Here is a 16660-nt window from a genome sequence, read left to right as displayed (position 1 = left end):
CGCCAGCGCCACCATCGCCTTTTGACAGCGGATCAGTGTGCCTTCGTGCCCATCAACCGGTGGCGCAGCGCATTCGAGGCGGCGTCGAAAAGGAAGACGACGATCAGGATCAGAATGACCATGTAGGCGACGTTTTCCCAATTGGCGTTGGTGCGCATGGCCTCCCATAGCTTGAGGCCGATGCCGCCCGCACCGACGGCGCCGATGATGGTCGCGCCGCGCACGTTGGATTCCCATTGATAGAGCGTCTGGCTGACGATGACCGGAACGATCTGCGGCATAATGCCGTAACGATGGACGAGCACGGTCTGCGCGCCGGTCGATTTGATGCCTTCGCGCGGCTTGTTGTCGATGTTTTCGAGCCCTTCGGAATAGAGCTTGCCGAGTGTGCCTGTCTCGGTAAGGAAGATCGCGCCGCTGCCGGCAAGCGGGCCGGGACCGAAGGCGCGCGTCAGGAACAGCGCCCAGATCAGCATGTCGACCGAGCGCAGGAAATCGAAGAAGCGCTTCAGGATCTGGTTCAGGAAGCGGTTCGGCGTGATGTTGCGCGCTGCCATGAAGGCGAGCGGGAAGGCGGCGATCGTGCCGAGCAGTGTTCCCAGGAACGCCATGACGATCGTCTGGAAAAGCTTGGTCCAGACGTCGCCGTGCTGCCATTCGCTGTTGTTCCAGATGTCGTCAAAGGCGAGCGACAGGTTGGACTGGTCGGGCTTGATGCGCGGGCCGGAAACGATGAGGCTGATTACCTCGCCGGCCGGCTTGTCGAAAAAGGACGATTGCGTGTCGAAGATGAAATTCGCCCAGCCGATGAAACGCTTGCGGATCTTCACGCGGTCGACGGAAATGCTGACGTCGCCGGCAAAGCCGAGATCCGCGAGCACATTGTCGTCATAGACCGTCATCCAGCCGGGCACCGGCCCGACGACTTTCGGCGCGCCGCTCGAAACGTCGACGGGAACGCTGACGCCATGCGCGGTCACGATCGTCTCACTCTTCGAAACGGTAACCGCACGGCCGGTCCCGCTGATGGAAACGGTGATGCTGCCGTCGGGATTGTTGACCAGCCAATCCGGGTGCGGATTGTCGCCGAGCGGCGAGAAGCGGGGGTAGCGGGTCTGTATCGTGCCGTCGTCCTCGATGCGGAATTCCGGTTGGACGTCGTAGCTCACCCATTGGCTGAGATAGATGCCGACGCGCTCCCAATGGGCTTCGGCAAAGAGCTTGGGCAGGTCGAAGAACCAGACGGCGTAGAAGCCGTAGAGGAGCGTAGCGATCACGATCATCAACCCGCCGAAACGCTGGCGGAACGACCGGTGGAAATATTCCGGATAGCGCGCTTCGATCTCGTTCATACGGTTTGCGTCGATCACCGTCATGGCAGCCTCAATGTTGCAGAAGGAAAGCCTGCTCGCCGACCAGGCGGCGGCGCAGCCATGCGGAGAACTGGTCGACGGCGACGATCGTCACGAAGAGCAGGAGAACGAGCGCCATCGTCTTGGCGCCGAAACCGCGCGAGATCGAAAGCTTCAGTTCCTCGCCGATGCCGCCGCCGCCGACGGCGCCGATGATGGTTGAGGCGCGCACGTTGATCTCCAGGCGCAGCAGCGCATAGGAGGTGAAATTCGGCAGCACCTGCGGCAGTGCGGCGAAGCGCACGCGCTCCCACCAGTTGGCGCCGACGGCCTTCATGCCTTCATGCGGCTTCATGTCGATATTCTCGGCCACCTCGTAGAAGAGTTTGCCGAGCGCGCCGATCGTGTGCAGGGTAATAGCGATGATGGCGGCGACCGGTCCGATCGACAGGATCGCCGAGAACAGTCCGGCGATGACGATTTCGGGGAAGGCGCGCAAAAATTCCATCAGGCGCTTGGTGAAGACGCGCAGCGGCCAGGAACTCGTCAGGTTGCGCGCGGCAAAGAAGCTCAAGGGAAGGGCAAAGACGAAGGCGATGATCGTCGAGATCAGCGCCACGTTGATCGTCACGATCATCAGCTCGAAATATTCGGGAATGTAGAAGGCGCCCCAGACATAGACGCGGCCCTTGTCGAAATTAAATTCCTCGCCGCCCTTGTCGTTCACGCTCGCTATGTCGAACAGCGCGCGCCAGACGTCGTTCCAATCCTTGGGGATGAGCCAGCTGAGGAAATCGAAGAGATGCGGCAGGCGGTCGAAGAAATGGCCGGCATTGCTTTCGTCGGCGAAGCGGACGGAGCTCACAAAAGCCGCAATGAGGATAACCAGGCCAAGCACGGTGTAGAAGCGGCGCTTGGCGACCATCCGATCCCAGGCGGAGCCGATCTCCTCAGTGCTCTGCATGTGCGGCTGTGTATCGGCAATAGTCATGGACGCCCCGACCGGTCAAAGATAAAGGGCGGCCGTTTCCGGCCGCCCCGCATTCAAAAGGCCGATCAGCCGCCGATGGCAGCTTTACGGACTTCAACGACAGTGTTGTAGAAGTCGTGCTTGACCGGCGAGTAGCCCTTGAAATCGCCGCCTTCGATAGCTGCGAAGCACTTGTGATCCTTCTCCGGCAGAGCCGTGAAGAAGGCTGCAAGCTTCGTCTGCCACTCTTCGCCGAGAGCGTTGCGAACGACGAGCGGGCCGTTCGGGATCAGCGGCGAACGCCATACTTCAACCAGCTTGTTCGGGTCGACGGCGCCCTTGTCGACTTCCTTGCGGAAGGTACCGGAGGTATAGCCGTCCTTGAAATTGCCGATGCCCGAGCTATCGTCGACGGCAACGTCGACCTTGCCGTCATAGGCGGCGAGAAGGTTGTTCTCGTGGCCGCCGTTGAACTGCGTCGAAGCGAAGAACTTGTCGTTCGGCATGCCCGTATCCTTCGGGATCTGCGTCAGCGGAACGAGGTAGCCCGAGGTCGAGTCCGGATCGGCGTAGCCGAGCTTCTTGCCCTTGGCGTCCAGGATGGTCTTGATGCCGGAGGACTTCAGAGCGAGGCCGATCGAGTGGTAGCCCGTCGAGCCGTCCTTCTGCTGCGTCGTCAGGATCGGCGTGACAGCCTTCGGATCCTTGATGTAGACAGCTGCGTAGCCGGAAGCGCCGAGTTCGGCGAAGTCGAGCGTGCCGCCGAGCAGGCCCTGGATAACGCCGTCATAATCGGCGGCCGGGAAGAGCGAAACCTTCTCGAAGCCAAATTCCTGCTTCAGGTGGTCGGCAAGGCAGGCATAGTTGCGCAGGCGGTCGGTTTCGTTTTCGCCGCCGAGGATGCCGATGCGGAATTCCTTGAGGTCTGCAGCATTGGCGGCGCCGGCGAGCGCGAAGAGCGCCGTTGCCGCAAAGAGTGCTTTCTTCAACATGAGTTCTCTCCTATTGACCGGTATCCCCGGCCTTCCGTTACGAAGAAGTGTGCCCTTGACGCGGGCGCTCGATCGCGGCCGCCTCGCTCAGAGACCGGCTAGCGCCAGCGGTTGGGCGCCGGCGGTTTGATTGTCTGCACGTTCGGGAGCGATATTGATTGACGTCGAGGTCATCGTTTCGTCGATGCCGGCGCCGTCCTTGTCTGTCCCGTAGATTTCCTTCACCGCTTCGGCCGTCAGCTCCGAGGGCTTGCCGTCGAAGACGACGCGGCCTCCGGCCATGCCGACGATGCGCTCACAATAATTGCGGGCGGTATCGAGCGTGTGGAGGTTGGTGATGACGGTGATGCCCTCGCGCTCGTTGATATCGCGCAGCGCATCCATGACGATCTTCGCGTTCAGCGGGTCAAGCGAGGCGATCGGTTCGTCGGCGAGCACCATTTTCGGGTTCTGCATCAGCGCGCGGGCGATCGCTACGCGCTGCTGCTGGCCGCCGGACAGCGTGCCGGCCGGCTGCAGCGCCGTCTGCTCGATGCCGAGGCGTTCGAGCGCCGCGATGGCATGCACGCGCTCCTCGCGGGTGAAGATGTTAAGCAGGCTCAGGAGCGTTGAGCGGTGATTGAGGCGGCCGAGCATGACATTGGTGAGAACGTCGAGGCGCGGTACCAGGTTGAACTGCTGGAAGATCATCGCGCAATCGCGCTGCCAGTTGCGCAGCGCCCGGCCGCGAAGCCCGGAGACCTCGACGCCGGCGAAATGAATGGAGCCGGAGCTCGGCTCCTGAAGGCGGTTGATCATGCGCAGCAGCGTCGACTTGCCGGCGCCGGAGCGGCCGATGATGCCGACCATCTGGCCCTGAGGAATGTCGAGCGTGACGGAATCGACGGCGAGCTTTTTTCCGAAACGACGGGTGACATTCTTCAGCTCGAACATCATGCTTTTTCCTTGCGATCCAGGCCTTGATCAGCATCGCATTAGTCCCGCTTGATGAAGCTCGCGTGTCATATTTGTGTAAGTCTTGTCACAATTCTCCGCCCCTATATCGGGGGTTTAGCCACCGTAGCGGGACAGGAAATCTTCCGCGCTCAGGTTGCGGAAATCGGCTAGCGCCAGGCGCAGCCGCTCGTGCTCCCAGTCCCACCAGGCAAGCCTGTCCATCCGTTCGCCGATCTCTTTCGGAAAGCGCTCGCGGATGAGTTTGGCCGGCACGCCGCCGACGATCGTGTAGGGCGCAACGTCCTTGGACACGACGGCGCCGGCCCCGATCACCGCGCCGTTGCCGACGCTGACGCCGGGCAGGATGGTCGCCCCATGGCCGATCCAGACGTCGTTGCCGATCGTCACGCGGTTGGAGCGCCGCCATTCGAAGAATTCGGTCTCCATGTCGCCGTCCGGCCAGTAATCGGCGGCGCGATAGGTGAAATGATGCAGCGTCGCGCGCCAGGTCGGATGGTTGGTGGCGTTGATGCGCACCGCGGCGGCGATGTTGACGAACTTGCCGATCGTCGCGCACCAGACCGAGCCGTCCTGCATGATGTAGGAATAATCGCCGAACGTGGCCTCGCTGATGCGGCAGCGTTCGGAGACCTCCGTATAGCGTCCGAAGGTGGAATCGCTGACGGATGCCGTCTCGTGGACATAGGGCTCAATGCCCAGCTTGCGGCTCATGCGGCGATCTTTCTCGGCGAGAACTGCTGGACGTCGAGGATGCGGTCGGCGACGGCTTCACGCACCTCCTCATCGTGGAAGATGCCGAGAAGTGCGACACCCGCCTGCTTCTTTTCCGCGATCATGCCGACGACGACGGTACGATTCCTCGCATCGAGCGAGGCAGTGGGTTCATCGAGCAGCAGGATCGTGTGATCGGTGATGAAGCCGCGGGCGATGTTGACGCGCTGTTGCTCGCCGCCTGAGAAGGTGGCGGGCGGAAGCTGCCAGAGCGCCTCCGGCAGGTTCAGTTTGGCGAGCAGGGCGCCCGCCTTTTCTCGTGCCACGGCGGTCTCCTCGCCGCGCGCGACCAGCGGCTCGGCAACCACGTCGATCGCCGCCACGCGCGGCACCGTGCGCAGGAACTGGCTGACATAGCCGAGCGTATCGCGACGGACGTTGAGCACGGTGCGCGGATCGGCAGAGGCGAGATCGACGATGCGCCCATCATGGCGGATGAGGATTTGGCCGGTGTCGACGGCGTAATTGCCGTAGATCATCTTGAGCAGTGAGCTCTTGCCGATGCCCGAGGGGCCGCCGAGCACGACGCATTCGGCCGATGCGACCGAGAAGGCGACATCGGAGACGACCGGCAGCTTGATGCCGTCGCGCAGGTGCATGGTGAAGCTCTTCGAGACTTCGGAAACGACGAGGGGCGTTGCCATGATTTCTTCTTTCTAGGTTTCGGACCTACAGCGCCGCGCGTCTGAAAAGACGCGCAAAGGACGCTGTAACACTTTGAATTGCTCAGACCTGCAGGATCGAGGAGACGAGCAGCTGCGTGTAGGGTTCGTGCGGATCGTCGAGCACGCGGTCGGTGAGCCCGTGTTCGATGACGTAGCCGTCCTTCATCACCATCATGCGGTGCGAGAGCAGGCGGGCGACGGCAAGATCGTGGGTGACGATGATGGCCGAAAGACCGAGATCGTTGACGAGGCCGCGCACGAGATCGAGCAGGCGCGCCTGCACCGAAACGTCGAGGCCGCCTGTGGGTTCATCCATGAAGACGAGGCGAGGGCCGGTGACGAGGTTGCGGGCGATCTGCAGGCGCTGGCGCATGCCGCCGGAAAAGGCGCGCGGCTGGTCGTCGATGCGGCCGGCGTCGATCTCGACGCGTTCGAGCCAGTCGATCGCCGAGGCGCGGATCTTGCCGTAGTGCCGGTCGCCGATCGCCATCAGCCTTTCGCCGACATTGGCGCCGGCCGAAACAGCCATCCGCAGGCCGTCGGCCGGGTTCTGGTGCACGAAGCCCCAGTCCGTGCGCATCAGGAAGCGCCGCTCGGCCTCGTTCATGCGGTAGAGGTCGCGGTAGCTGCCATCGCGCATGTGATATTCGACGCTGCCGGTGCTCGGCAGCAGCCGGGTCGAGAGGCAGTTGAGCAGCGTCGTCTTGCCGGAGCCGGATTCGCCGACGATGGCCAGCACTTCGCCGGGCCAGAGCTCGAAGGAGACGTCGCGGCAGCCGATGCGGTTGCCGTAGAATTTCGAAACGTCATGGACTTTGAGAAGTGGGATATCGCTCATTCTGCAGCCTCCCGGGCCAGCATTTCGCCGGCATGCCCGTGCGCGCGGCGGTCTTCGCAATGATCAGTGTCGGAGCAGACGAACATGCGCCCGCCCTTGTCGTCGAGGATCACCTCGTCGAGATAGACATCCTCCGCACCGCAAAGGGCGCAGGGCTTGTCGAAGCGCTGGATGTCGAAGGGGTAGTCCTCGAAATCCAGGCTGACGACGTCGGTATAGGGCGGAACCGCATAGATGCGCTTCTCGCGGCCGGCGCCGAAGAGCTGCAGCGCGTCCGACATGTGCATCTTCGGATTGTCGAATTTCGGCGTCGGCGACGGATCCATGACATAGCGGCCGTGGACTTTCACCGGATAAGCGTAGGTCCTGGAGATGCGGCCGTTATGGGCGATGTCCTCATAGAGCTTCACATGCATGAGGCCGTATTCCTCCAGCGCATGCATCTTGCGCGTCTCGGTCTCGCGCGGCTCGAGGAAGCGCAGCGGCTCGGGGATGGGCACCTGGTAGACCAGCACCTGGCCGGCTCCGAGCTTTTCTTCCGGAATGCGGTGGCGCGTCTGGATGATCGTTGCATCGCTGGTGTGGGTCGTCACCGCGACGTTGGCGACCTTCTGGAAGAAAGCGCGGATGGAAACGGCGTTGGTCGTGTCGTCGGCGCCTTGGTCGATGACCTTGAGCACGTCATCAGGTCCGATGATCGAGGCGGTCACCTGCACGCCGCCGGTGCCCCAGCCGTAGGGCATCGGCATTTCGCGCGAGGCGAAGGGCACCTGGTAGCCCGGAATGGCGATCGCTTTCAGGATGGCGCGGCGGATCATCCGCTTGGTCTGTTCGTCGAGATAGGCGAAGTTGTAGCTGGCGAGATCGGTCATTCGGCTGCTTCCTTCATGTCTTCGCCGCCGTTGCGGGCAGCTTCGAATTCGCGGCGCATGCGGCGGACGAGATCGAGTTCGGCCTGGAAGTCCACATAATGCGGAAGCTTCAGGTGCTCGACGAAGCCCGTCGCCTGGACGTTGTCGGAATGGGAAATGACGAATTCCTCGTCCTGTGCCGGCGCGGTGATATCCTCGCCGAGCTCCTCGGCGCGGAGCGCGCGATCAACCAGCGACATCGCCATCGCCTTGCGTTCGCTCTGGCCGAACACCAGGCCGTAGCCGCGGGTGAATTGCGGCGGCGCCTTGGCGGACCCCTTGAACTGGTTGACCATCTGGCATTCGGTGATCTGGATTACGCCGAGCGAGACGGCGAAACCGAGTTCCGGCACATCGAATTCCACCTCGACTTCGCCGATGCGGATTTCGCCGGTGAAAGGGTGGTTGCGGCCATAGCCGCGCTGGGTGGAATAACCGAGCGCCAGCAGGAAGCCCTCGTCGCCGCGGGCAAGCGCCTGCAGGCGGAGATCCCGGGTCATCGGGAATTCCATCGGCTCGCGGGTCAGGTCGCCGATCTCGTGATCTTCGGGCATGTCGCCGTCAGCCTCGATAAGGCCTTCCTCGCCGAGGATTTCGGAGACGCGCATGACGCGGCCGGTCTCGGCCGAACGCTGTGCCGGCTCCTCTACGGCCTCGTCCGAAAGCAGCGAGGGATCGAGCAAGCGGTGCGTATAGTCGAAGGTGGGCCCGAGAAGCTGGCCGCCCGGCAGATCCTTGTACGTCGCCGAGATGCGGCGTTCGATCGTCATAGCAGCCGTGTCGAGCGGCTTCGAATAGCCGAAGCGCGGCAGCGTCGTGCGATAGGCGCGCAAGAGGAAGATCGCCTCGATCATATCGCCGCGCGATTGGCGCACGGCGAGGGCTGCGAGTGTGCGGTCGAAAAGCGAGGCCTCGGCCATGACGCGGTCGACGGCGAGCGCCAGCTGCGCGACGATCTGTTCGATGCCGATCGCGGACAGCGAACGGTCGCCGCGGCGGCGGTCGGCAAGCAGGCGGTGGGCATTGGCGATGGCGGCCTCGCCACCCTTGACGGCAACATACATGAGCTCAGATCTCCGTTGCTGTGATCTTGGTGGTGCGCGGCAGGCAGAGGAAACGTTTGCCCGATGTCAGCACGATGTCGACGCCGCGCGGAAACAGCGCGCGGTTCTCGGTCCAGAGCCTGAGGAAAGTGTCCGGCAGGCCGATCGGCTCCATTTCCGTCACGCTCTGAATGCCAGGCCCCATCAGCGCCAGCCTGCGCCCGCCTTCGAGTTCGGCGAGCTCCATGACGACGGTCGTCGAGCGGTCGGGATATTCTTGCGTGCCTGACGCAAACAGGCCGAAAGAGCAAAGCGCTGTGCCGGCCTCGATGAAGGCAAAGCGGGCCTCGGCCTTTTCAGCCGTCGACGGCGCGCCGGTATGGAAGCCGAGCCATTCCGCTACGCCGGATTTCGCCAGCGCGGAGGCAAGCCAGACCGGTGTGTCGTGGTCGCAAAGCGTCAGTGCGATCGCGCCTGCGGCGATGCCGAGCGGCGCCGGCGGGGTGACATCGGGCTGGACCGTCTGGATCGTACCGGAGCGAGCCATGCCGTCCATCAGCATCTTGAAGACACTCTGGGCATGGAAGACCGGCTCGCCAAAGCCGCCGGTCAGGGCTTCTGTCTTGAGAGCCATCAGTTGTCTCCCCGCACCATCGTGAAGAAATCGACCCGGGTCGCTGCCGTCTCGTCCGCCTTGCGGCGATCGGCGGCGGCGATCCGTTCGGCGATCGGCGAAAGCAGCGCCTGCTCGACGAAATCCCTCGTCGCTTCCTCCTGCCAGAGCGCGTCGAAGATCGCCGCAAGCCGCGCCTTTTCACGATCCGTACCAAGCGCCTGCGCATGGCCGATGGAGCCGGACTCGAGCCGGACCGTGGCGCGCGTCACCGTCACTTCACCGAGATTGAAGGGCGCTCCGCCGCCGCCGATGCGGCCGCGCACCATTACCAGCCCGGTCTCCGGCCCGCGCACCGGATGTGCCGTGGGCTTTTCCGGCAATGCATCCCAGACCGCCGAGAGTTCGCTCCGTTCCGCCCGCGCCAGCAGATCGGCGGCGCGTTTGCGCCCGGATGCCGTCTGTGACGCAGCGTCTTTCCTGTCCGCTGATATCATCGCCGCTTTCCTTAAAATGTCTATTGATATAGACAACCATACAAGCTATACCTAGCCTTAAATTGATGTCGTGACAAGCGTGTGACATCGTGAGGGTAAAATGGCAGGGTAGGGCTGCATGGCGGGATTGAAGCAGGTACAAAGACAGACCGGCGTGGCGCTCTGGCGCCAGATCGCCGATCGCATTCGCGAGGCGATCAGCAGCGGAGCCTATGACGAAACGGGAATGGTGCCGCCGGAAACGGTCCTGGCGCTGCAATTCGGCGTCAACCGGCATACGGTGCGCAGCGCTTTGGCGGCACTGGCGCAAGAGGGGATCGTGCGTGCGGTACAAGGTCGCGGCACGCTGATCGAGCGCAAGGAGCGGCTGAATTTCCCGATCACCCGGCGTACACGGTTCACCGCCGGCATCGGCGATCAGGCGCGTGAGATGCGCAGCCTTCTGCTCGATGAGGCGAACGAGGAGGCGAGCGCCGAGGTCGCTCGCTGGCTGGGCCTGAGGCAGGGGGAGGAAGTGATCCGCCTGGAAACATTGCGCCATGCCGACAAGCGGCCGGTGTCAAAGGCGACGAGCTGGTTTCCCGCCGGCCGTTTCGCGGGGATTGGCGAGGCCTATCGCAAGCACGAATCGATCACCAAGGCTTTCGCTGAACTCGGCCTGTCGGACTATATAAGAGCGACGACCGAGGTGACGGCCGCCCATGCAAACACGGCCGACCTGACCGATCTGGAACTCACCCCCGGCGCGATCCTGCTGATCGCCAAGGCGATGAATACCGATCTCGACGGCGTGCCGGTGCAATATTCGATCAGCCGCTTCGCGGCCGACCGGGTGCAGTTCACCATCGAGAATTGAAGCGGGTGGCGCGCCGGACAGTTCCGGCCGGCACGCCATACCGATTTCAGTGTGCGCCGGACATGTCGCCGAGCACTTCCTTGGACGCCACGGTGGAATCCGCGTTCAGCTTGTAGACCATGGGAACGCCGGTCGCGAGGTTAAGGGCGAGCACGCCTTCGCGGGTCAGCCCGTCGAGAACCATGACAAGCGAACGCAGCGAATTTCCGTGGGCGGCGACCAACACCTTCTCGCCCCTCAGCACGCGCGGCAGGATCTCGGTGAGGTAGTAGGGCCACACGCGGGCGCCGGTGTCGCGCAGACTTTCGCCACCCGGAGGCGGCACGTCATAGGAACGGCGCCAGACATGCACCTGTTCCTCGCCCCATTTGGCGCGCGCATCGTCCTTGTTGAGGCCGGAGAGATCGCCGTAATCGCGCTCGTTCAGCGCCTGGTCGCGGATCGTTTCAAGGTTCGGCTGGCCGACCTTGTCGAGGATGAGCTTCAGCGTGTGCTGCGCGCGCACGAGCGCCGAAGTATAGGCGACGTCGAACTTGATCCCGTAAGCGGCAAGCGCCTCGCCGCCGGTATTGGCTTCCTGGATGCCGAGCTCCGTCAGATCGGGATCCTTCCAGCCGGTGAAGAGATTCTTCAGGTTCCAGTCGCTCTGGCCGTGGCGAACGAGGACGAGGGTACCACTCATGAATATGCCTCCGTAATATCCTTATTGGGAAGAAAGCCCGAGCACGTCGAGCATGGAATACAGACCCGGCTTCTTGTCGCGCGCCCAGAGGGCCGCCTTGATGGCGCCGCGCGCAAAGATCGAACGGTCGGCCGCGCTGTGCGACAGGGTGACGATTTCGCCTTCGCCGGCGAAAAGCACGGAATGTTCGCCGATGACGGAGCCGCCGCGCAGCGTCGCAAAGCCGATCGTGCCGGCTTCGCGGGCGCCGGTATGGCCGTCGCGCACCCGCACCGATTTCGAGGCAAGATCGATGCCGCGCCCTTTGGCCGCCGCCTCGCCGAGGAGGAGTGCGGTGCCGGAAGGCGCATCCACCTTGTGTTTGTGGTGCATTTCCAGGATCTCGATATCCCAGTCAATAGGATCGAGCGCTCGCGCCGCCTGCCCCGCAAGCACGCTGAGCAGATTGACGCCGAGGCTCATATTGCCCGACTTGACGATGCGGGCATGGCGGGCCGCAGCGGCGATCCTGGCATCGTCGTCTGCCGAGCAGCCGGTGGTACCGATGACATGGACGATGCGGGCCTGGGCGGCAAGGCCCGAGAATTCTGCCGTTGCTGCAGGCGAGGTGAAGTCGAGCACGCCTTCGGCATGCAGGAAGGCCTGGAGCGGATCGTCGCCGATAATGATCCCGGTCGGGCCAAGCCCTGCGATCTCGCCGGCATCCCTGCCGATGAAGGGCGAGCCGGCGCGTTCGACCGCGGCATGCAGCGTTGCGCCCTCGATGGAATGGATAAGGCGGATCAGCGTCTGTCCCATGCGCCCTGCTGCGCCGACCACCACCAGTTTCATCGCAGCATCGCTCATGTCCGTCTCTTGTATCCGGTCAGTTTGAATCGGAGGCCGAAGGCCTCTGCAGATTGTTGAGGCGAGCGTAAAGACCGTCGCTCACCTTCGCAAGCGTCTCGTGATTGCCTTCCTCGACGACCCGGCCCTGCTGCATGACGACGATCTTGTCGGCGCGCACCACGGTTGACAGCCGGTGGGCGATGACGACGACGGTGCGTCCGGTCATTGCCTCGTCCAATGCCTTCTGCACGGCGGCCTCGGATTCGGTGTCCAGCGCGGAGGTCGCCTCGTCGAGAAGCAGGATCGGCGCATTGCGCACCAAAGCGCGCGCGATCGATAGCCGCTGGCGCTGTCCGCCCGAAAGCGTCACGCCGTTTTCGCCGACCGGCGTCTCGTAGCCCTGTGGCTGCCCGCAGATGAAATCATGCGCATAGGCAAGCCGCGCCGCCTCTTCTACCTCGGCATCGGTCGCCTCTGGCCTGCCATAGCGGATATTGTCGCGGATCGTGCCTTCGAACAGGTAGGGCTGCTGGGAGACATAGGCGAGCTGCTGGCGCAGCGACTTCTTGGTGATATGGGCGATATCCTGTCCGTCGATCAGGATTTCGCCTTCACCCGGATCGTAGAAGCGCGGAATGAGGCTGATGACGGTGGATTTGCCGGCGCCCGAGGGGCCGACCAGCGCGGTGGTCGCGCCGCCCTCGGCGGTGAAGCTGACACTGTTCAGAACGCTCTCGTTGCCGTAGCCGAAGGAAACGTTGCGGAATTCGATCCGCGCCTGCGTCACCGTCAGCGGCCGGGCATCCGGCAGGTCGCGCTGGCGCGGCTCCATGTCGAGCAATTCGTAGATCATCCGGGCATTGACGACGGCGCGCTCCATCTGCACCTGCAGGCGAGCAAGCCTGCGGGCCGGATCATAGGCGAGCAGCAACGCGGTCACGAAGGAGAAGAAGGCGCCCGGCGGCACATTGTAGTAGATCGAGCGGTAGGCGGCATAGGCAAGCACGCTGGCGACGGCAAAGCCCGCGAAGCTCTCCGTCAGCGGAGAGGTGCGTTCGGAAAGCCGGGCAATCCGGTTCGCCCGGCTTTCAGCGCCCTTGATGAGCTTGTTGACCTTGCGCTCCAGCTCTTCTTCCATCGTGAAGGCCTTCACGATGGCAATACCCTGGATCGTCTCCTGCATGGCGCCGAGAACGTGGCTGTTCAGATGCACGGCCTCGCGGGTTGCAGAGCGCAGCCGCTTGGAAACGTAACGCAGCGCATAGAGCAGCGGCGGCGCCATGACGAATACGGCAAGGCTGAGCAGCGGGTCCTGAAGGACCATCACCCCGATCAGCGAAACAAAGGTCAGGAGATCGCGCACCGTCGAGGTGATCGTCAGGTTGAGCACGTCGCGAATGCCGCTGACGTTCTGGCTCACCTGCGCGGCGATATGGGCCGAGCGCGCCTCGTTGAAGAAGCCGACGGAAAGCGTCATGAGATGCGTATAGAGGCGGCGCTGATATCGGGCGACGATATCGTTGCCCACCCTGGAAAGTGCCACAGCCTGGCCGTAACCGGCAAAACCGCGCAGCACGAAGGCGACGAAGATCGAAAGACAGATGATCCAGACGACATCGGCGCGCCGGTTGGCAAAGGCCTCGTCGATGATCGACCGCATGATCCAGGCCGTGAACGCCGTCGAAAGCGCCACGATCACGAGGCAGGCGATGGCGAAGACGTAGCCCCAGAGATGGTCGCGGCCGTTTTCAGCGATGATGCGCTTAAGGATGCCGGTCACGGTATCGCTGTTGACGCTCTGCTTTTTGCTTTCCGCGGCTTCCAAAAATGAGCTTTCCTGTCTTGGACTAGACGCGGCGCAAGGACGACGCGTGCTTTCGCCGGCTCTATAAAGAGTTGGGACTGGTTTGGCTAGAGCACCGCCTCCGCCGGCAAGGCGCAGCAAGGACGCTCCTAATGCTCCGTGCGTCGGACAGCCTCAGCGCCGCCAGCGCCGGCCTTCCGTCGAGACGCCGAAATTCCCCGGCATGCGTGCATAGGAGGAAAGCCCGGCAAGGGCTGCCAGCGGATGCGTCACCACATAGGTCGGGATGGTGCGAAGCAGCGCGGTGTGTGGCGCCTTGTCCTCGAAGGCCAAACGGAACTCCGGCTTCTTCAGCGCCGGGATGATCTTCTGCGAGATGCCGCCGGAGAGATAGACGCCGCCGCGCGCCATGAAGACCATCGCCATGTCGCCCGCCACGCGGCCGAGATAGGTGGCAAACAGCGAGACGGTTTCGACAGCCGCCTTGTCGCTGCCGGCAAGCGCATGCGAGGTGATGTCGGCAGGGTCCTTCATCGTCGGCTGGATGCCGTCGACGACGCAGATGGCGTTATAGAGATTGACGAGGCCGCGGCCGCAGAGGATCTGCTCGGCCGACACGCGGCCTTCGATCGTCTCGATATGCGGGAAGATTTCATAGTCGCGCTTGCTGCGCGGCCCGAGATCGATATGGCCGCCTTCGCCGGGAACCGGGATCCAGCTGTTCCGGGCATGCACGAGCCCGCCGACGCCGAGGCCGGTGCCGGGTCCGAGCACCACGCGGGAAGCGATCATGTCGCCGCTGGCGTTGCCGATGCGTTCGCGATTTTCATCCGAAAGGGCGGCGATCGCCAGCGCTTGCGCCTCGAAATCATTGACGACGAGCACGTCCTCCATGCCGAGGCCTTCGATCATCGTCTTCGGCCGCACCACCCAGTCGCAATTGGTCAGCGGGATCGCGTCGTCGTTGATCGGGCCGGCGACGGCGAGGATCGCCGAGCGCGGCTGCACCGCGGTCTTGTCGAGCACGCCCTTTTGGATCGCTTCGTCGATGGTGACGAAATCCGCCGTACGCACGTTCGGAAACTGCTTCGGCTCGGCATAGGCATCGGAAAGGATGGAAAAGCGGGCATTCGTACCGCCGATATCGCCGATCAGGATCGGGAAGGGCAGCGGAGCGGAGCTGTGGTTCGGTTTTGGCATGGCCGGTTCCGTGCTGATCAGGCTTCGAGTGTGGGAAGGAGCTTTATAGCGGTCGCGTGGTTGAGCGCCATCGGAATGTCGTAGACGATCGCCAGCCGCATCAGCGCCTTCACGTCGACATCATGCGGCATCGGCGTCAGCGGGTCGACAAAGAAAATCAGGGCGTCGACCTCGCCGGTCGAGATCAGCGCGCCGATCTGCTGGTCGCCGCCGAGCGGCCCGCTTTTCAACCTGGTGACATCGAGATCGGGGGCGGCGTCGAGCACGCGCCCGCCTGTTGTGCCGGTGGCGACGATCTTCCAGCGGGAGAGAATGTCCCTGTTGGCGCGGGCGAATTCCGCCATATCGTCCTTTTTCTGGTCATGCGCAATCAAAGCAAGGCATTTGCCGCCGGCCATGAACCCAATCTCCACCCCAACAATTCAATCGATTTGACCGCTTCTATACCAAGAATTTGCGATTTGAAAGACAGTGCAATCCAGGGCCTCGGTCACTGTATCGCCGGCTTGTCGTTCGGAACCGGGCCGAGATCAGGCAGCGCCCCGTCGGTCTCGGCGGCCGGTTCTGCAGCGGGAACAGCAGTGAGCGCGCTTGCGGCGGAAGCCCCGCCATAGGTGGCGGCCTGCATCGAGGTGACGGGAGCGGCGTCGAGCACGGCGGCGCAGGCCTTCGGCAGGTCGGAGACCATCATCTCGCGTGGCGGCTTCGGCGGCTTGGCGCCGGGTTTGGGCGGTTTCGGCGGCGCCCAGGGCGCCGGCGTGAACCACCAGGCGAGCGACTTGTCGCATCCGTCGCCTGCGGCAACAGGGGCCTGCGGCGTACATCCCGAAGCGCCGGGCGGGCATTTGATACGGATGTGGAAATGCGAGTCATGACCGTATTCCGGCCGGAGCTTGCCGAGATTGGTGCGATCGCCTGTCCAGGTGTCGCACATCTTCTTCTTGATCGCGGGGTTGACGAAGATGCGCTCCACCTCGGGATAGCTTGCCGCCAGCATCAGGAGCCGCGCCCGCGACTGCGTCCAGACTCTGGGATCGACGGTCAGGAATTTATCCTTCTGCAGCATGGTGGTGAAGGGCATGTCCTCGCGCTCCTCCGCCGTCATGCGGCGCGCGGGCATCGGCGTAAACCAGACGTCGGCATCGAGGCCGATCTGGTGCGAGGCATGGCCGTTGAACATCGGGCCGCCGCGCGGCTGGGCGATGTCGCCGACGAGAATGCCCGGCCAGCCGGCATATTTGGCCCCATCCTGCGAAAGGCGTTCGAGCAGTGAGATCATTGCCGGATTGCCCCAGCGGCGGTTGCGCGACAGCCGCATCGCCTGCCAGGTCGGCCCGTCGGTCGGCAGCGCCACCGCACCCGTCATGCAGCCCTTTGCGTAAAAACCGATCGGCTGCGCCGGTCCCTGCGTCGGCAGACCGACGGCGCCGAACCGCCCCTTGGCGCTGCCCGGGCTCGGCGTCTTCTGCTCCGCGCCGACGTCGCCGGCGGCAAGGCTCACGCCGATTGCGCCGGCAAGCGCCAGTTTGCCGAATGTCCTGAAAGCCTGAGCGAAGCCGAAAGCCATGCCATTTCCTTGAATCGCTGCCGAAGTGATTTGCGTTCGAACCTATCGTGAAAAGCGATTTAGGTGAATCGATGTTTTGGCGGGCAGACGCAGGAAGCGATGGTGACGGATCGC

18 protein-coding genes are annotated in these 16660 nt (G+C 63.4%); 1 reads left to right on the top strand and 17 read right to left on the bottom strand.

Annotated features, from left to right (window positions below; all coding sequences use genetic code 11):
• Positions 1–32: 32 nt before the first annotated feature.
• From phnE (EFB14_RS22415) to phnG, 11 genes are all read right to left on the bottom strand, one after another.
• Positions 33–1376 carry a phosphonate ABC transporter, permease protein PhnE gene (gene phnE / locus EFB14_RS22415; RefSeq protein ID WP_126828922.1) on the bottom strand — a complete coding sequence of 448 codons (1344 nt, stop codon included), beginning with the start codon at positions 1374–1376 and terminating at the stop codon, positions 33–35.
• 7 nt (positions 1377–1383) lie between these two features.
• Positions 1384–2343, bottom strand: a complete 960-nt coding sequence (phnE, locus tag EFB14_RS22410; protein ID WP_125846676.1) for a phosphonate ABC transporter, permease protein PhnE — start codon at positions 2341–2343, stop codon at positions 1384–1386.
• A gap of 65 nt (positions 2344–2408) precedes the next feature.
• A complete protein-coding gene (phnD, locus tag EFB14_RS22405) occupies positions 2409–3314 on the bottom strand; it encodes a phosphonate ABC transporter substrate-binding protein (RefSeq protein ID WP_126828921.1) in 906 nt (301 codons plus the stop codon).
• 87 nt (positions 3315–3401) lie between these two features.
• Positions 3402–4247: a phosphonate ABC transporter ATP-binding protein gene (phnC, locus tag EFB14_RS22400; protein ID WP_126829039.1), complete on the bottom strand. Its 846-nt coding sequence runs from the start codon at positions 4245–4247 to the stop codon at positions 3402–3404.
• Positions 4248–4364: 117 nt separating this feature from the next.
• A complete protein-coding gene (locus EFB14_RS22395; RefSeq protein ID WP_125846674.1) occupies positions 4365–4982 on the bottom strand; it encodes a DapH/DapD/GlmU-related protein in 618 nt (205 codons plus the stop codon).
• Positions 4979–5686: a phosphonate C-P lyase system protein PhnL gene (gene phnL / locus EFB14_RS22390; RefSeq protein WP_125846673.1), complete on the bottom strand. Its 708-nt coding sequence runs from the start codon at positions 5684–5686 to the stop codon at positions 4979–4981. The genes EFB14_RS22395 and phnL overlap by 4 nt, the downstream gene beginning before the upstream one ends.
• An 82-nt stretch (positions 5687–5768) precedes the next feature.
• Positions 5769–6545, bottom strand: a complete 777-nt coding sequence (gene phnK, locus EFB14_RS22385; protein ID WP_126828920.1) for a phosphonate C-P lyase system protein PhnK — start codon at positions 6543–6545, stop codon at positions 5769–5771.
• Positions 6542–7417 (bottom strand): alpha-D-ribose 1-methylphosphonate 5-phosphate C-P-lyase PhnJ, encoded by an 876-nt coding sequence (locus tag EFB14_RS22380; protein ID WP_125846671.1) that lies wholly within the window; start codon positions 7415–7417, stop codon positions 6542–6544. Before EFB14_RS22380 ends, phnK begins: the two co-directional genes overlap by 4 nt.
• Entirely contained in the window at positions 7414–8520 is a 1107-nt protein-coding gene (locus EFB14_RS22375) for a carbon-phosphorus lyase complex subunit (protein WP_126828919.1), read from the bottom strand. The genes EFB14_RS22380 and EFB14_RS22375 overlap by 4 nt, the downstream gene beginning before the upstream one ends.
• A 4-nt stretch (positions 8521–8524) precedes the next feature.
• Complete coding sequence (gene phnH / locus EFB14_RS22370; RefSeq protein WP_126828918.1) at positions 8525–9133, bottom strand: phosphonate C-P lyase system protein PhnH; 609 nt, start codon at positions 9131–9133, stop codon at positions 8525–8527.
• On the bottom strand, positions 9133–9609 hold the full coding sequence (gene phnG, locus EFB14_RS22365; RefSeq protein WP_125846668.1) for a phosphonate C-P lyase system protein PhnG: 477 nt from the start codon (positions 9607–9609) through the stop codon (positions 9133–9135). Before phnG ends, phnH begins: the two co-directional genes overlap by 1 nt.
• A gap of 118 nt (positions 9610–9727) precedes the next feature.
• On the opposite strand from phnG, the gene phnF reads away from it, so the two are divergent.
• Positions 9728–10465 (top strand): phosphonate metabolism transcriptional regulator PhnF, encoded by a 738-nt coding sequence (phnF, locus tag EFB14_RS22360; RefSeq protein ID WP_125846667.1) that lies wholly within the window; start codon positions 9728–9730, stop codon positions 10463–10465.
• 46 nt (positions 10466–10511) lie between these two features.
• Here phnF and EFB14_RS22355 read toward each other — a convergent pair whose 3' ends face one another.
• The 6 genes from EFB14_RS22355 to mepA form a co-directional block, all read right to left on the bottom strand.
• Positions 10512–11147, bottom strand: coding sequence for a 2,3-bisphosphoglycerate-dependent phosphoglycerate mutase (locus EFB14_RS22355; RefSeq protein ID WP_125846666.1), 636 nt, complete (start codon positions 11145–11147; stop codon positions 10512–10514).
• A gap of 21 nt (positions 11148–11168) precedes the next feature.
• Positions 11169–11993, bottom strand: a complete 825-nt coding sequence (gene dapB / locus EFB14_RS22350) for a 4-hydroxy-tetrahydrodipicolinate reductase (protein WP_126828917.1) — start codon at positions 11991–11993, stop codon at positions 11169–11171.
• A 19-nt stretch (positions 11994–12012) separates the two neighbouring features.
• On the bottom strand, positions 12013–13800 hold the full coding sequence (locus EFB14_RS22345) for an ABC transporter ATP-binding protein (RefSeq protein ID WP_125846664.1): 1788 nt from the start codon (positions 13798–13800) through the stop codon (positions 12013–12015).
• Between the two features lie 153 nt (positions 13801–13953).
• Complete coding sequence (locus EFB14_RS22340; protein ID WP_125846663.1) at positions 13954–14979, bottom strand: glucokinase; 1026 nt, start codon at positions 14977–14979, stop codon at positions 13954–13956.
• A gap of 17 nt (positions 14980–14996) precedes the next feature.
• On the bottom strand, positions 14997–15377 hold the full coding sequence (locus tag EFB14_RS22335) for a methylglyoxal synthase (RefSeq protein ID WP_008536683.1): 381 nt from the start codon (positions 15375–15377) through the stop codon (positions 14997–14999).
• A 92-nt stretch (positions 15378–15469) separates the two neighbouring features.
• A complete protein-coding gene (gene mepA / locus EFB14_RS22330) occupies positions 15470–16546 on the bottom strand; it encodes a penicillin-insensitive murein endopeptidase (RefSeq protein WP_126828916.1) in 1077 nt (358 codons plus the stop codon).
• Positions 16547–16660 lie beyond the last annotated feature (114 nt).

Source organism: Rhizobium fabae, from assembly GCF_003985135.1.
GTDB lineage: Bacteria > Pseudomonadota > Alphaproteobacteria > Rhizobiales > Rhizobiaceae > Rhizobium > Rhizobium pisi.
The sequence above is the reverse complement of the archived record's forward strand: the minus strand, read 5'-3'. Positions and strand labels throughout refer to the sequence as shown.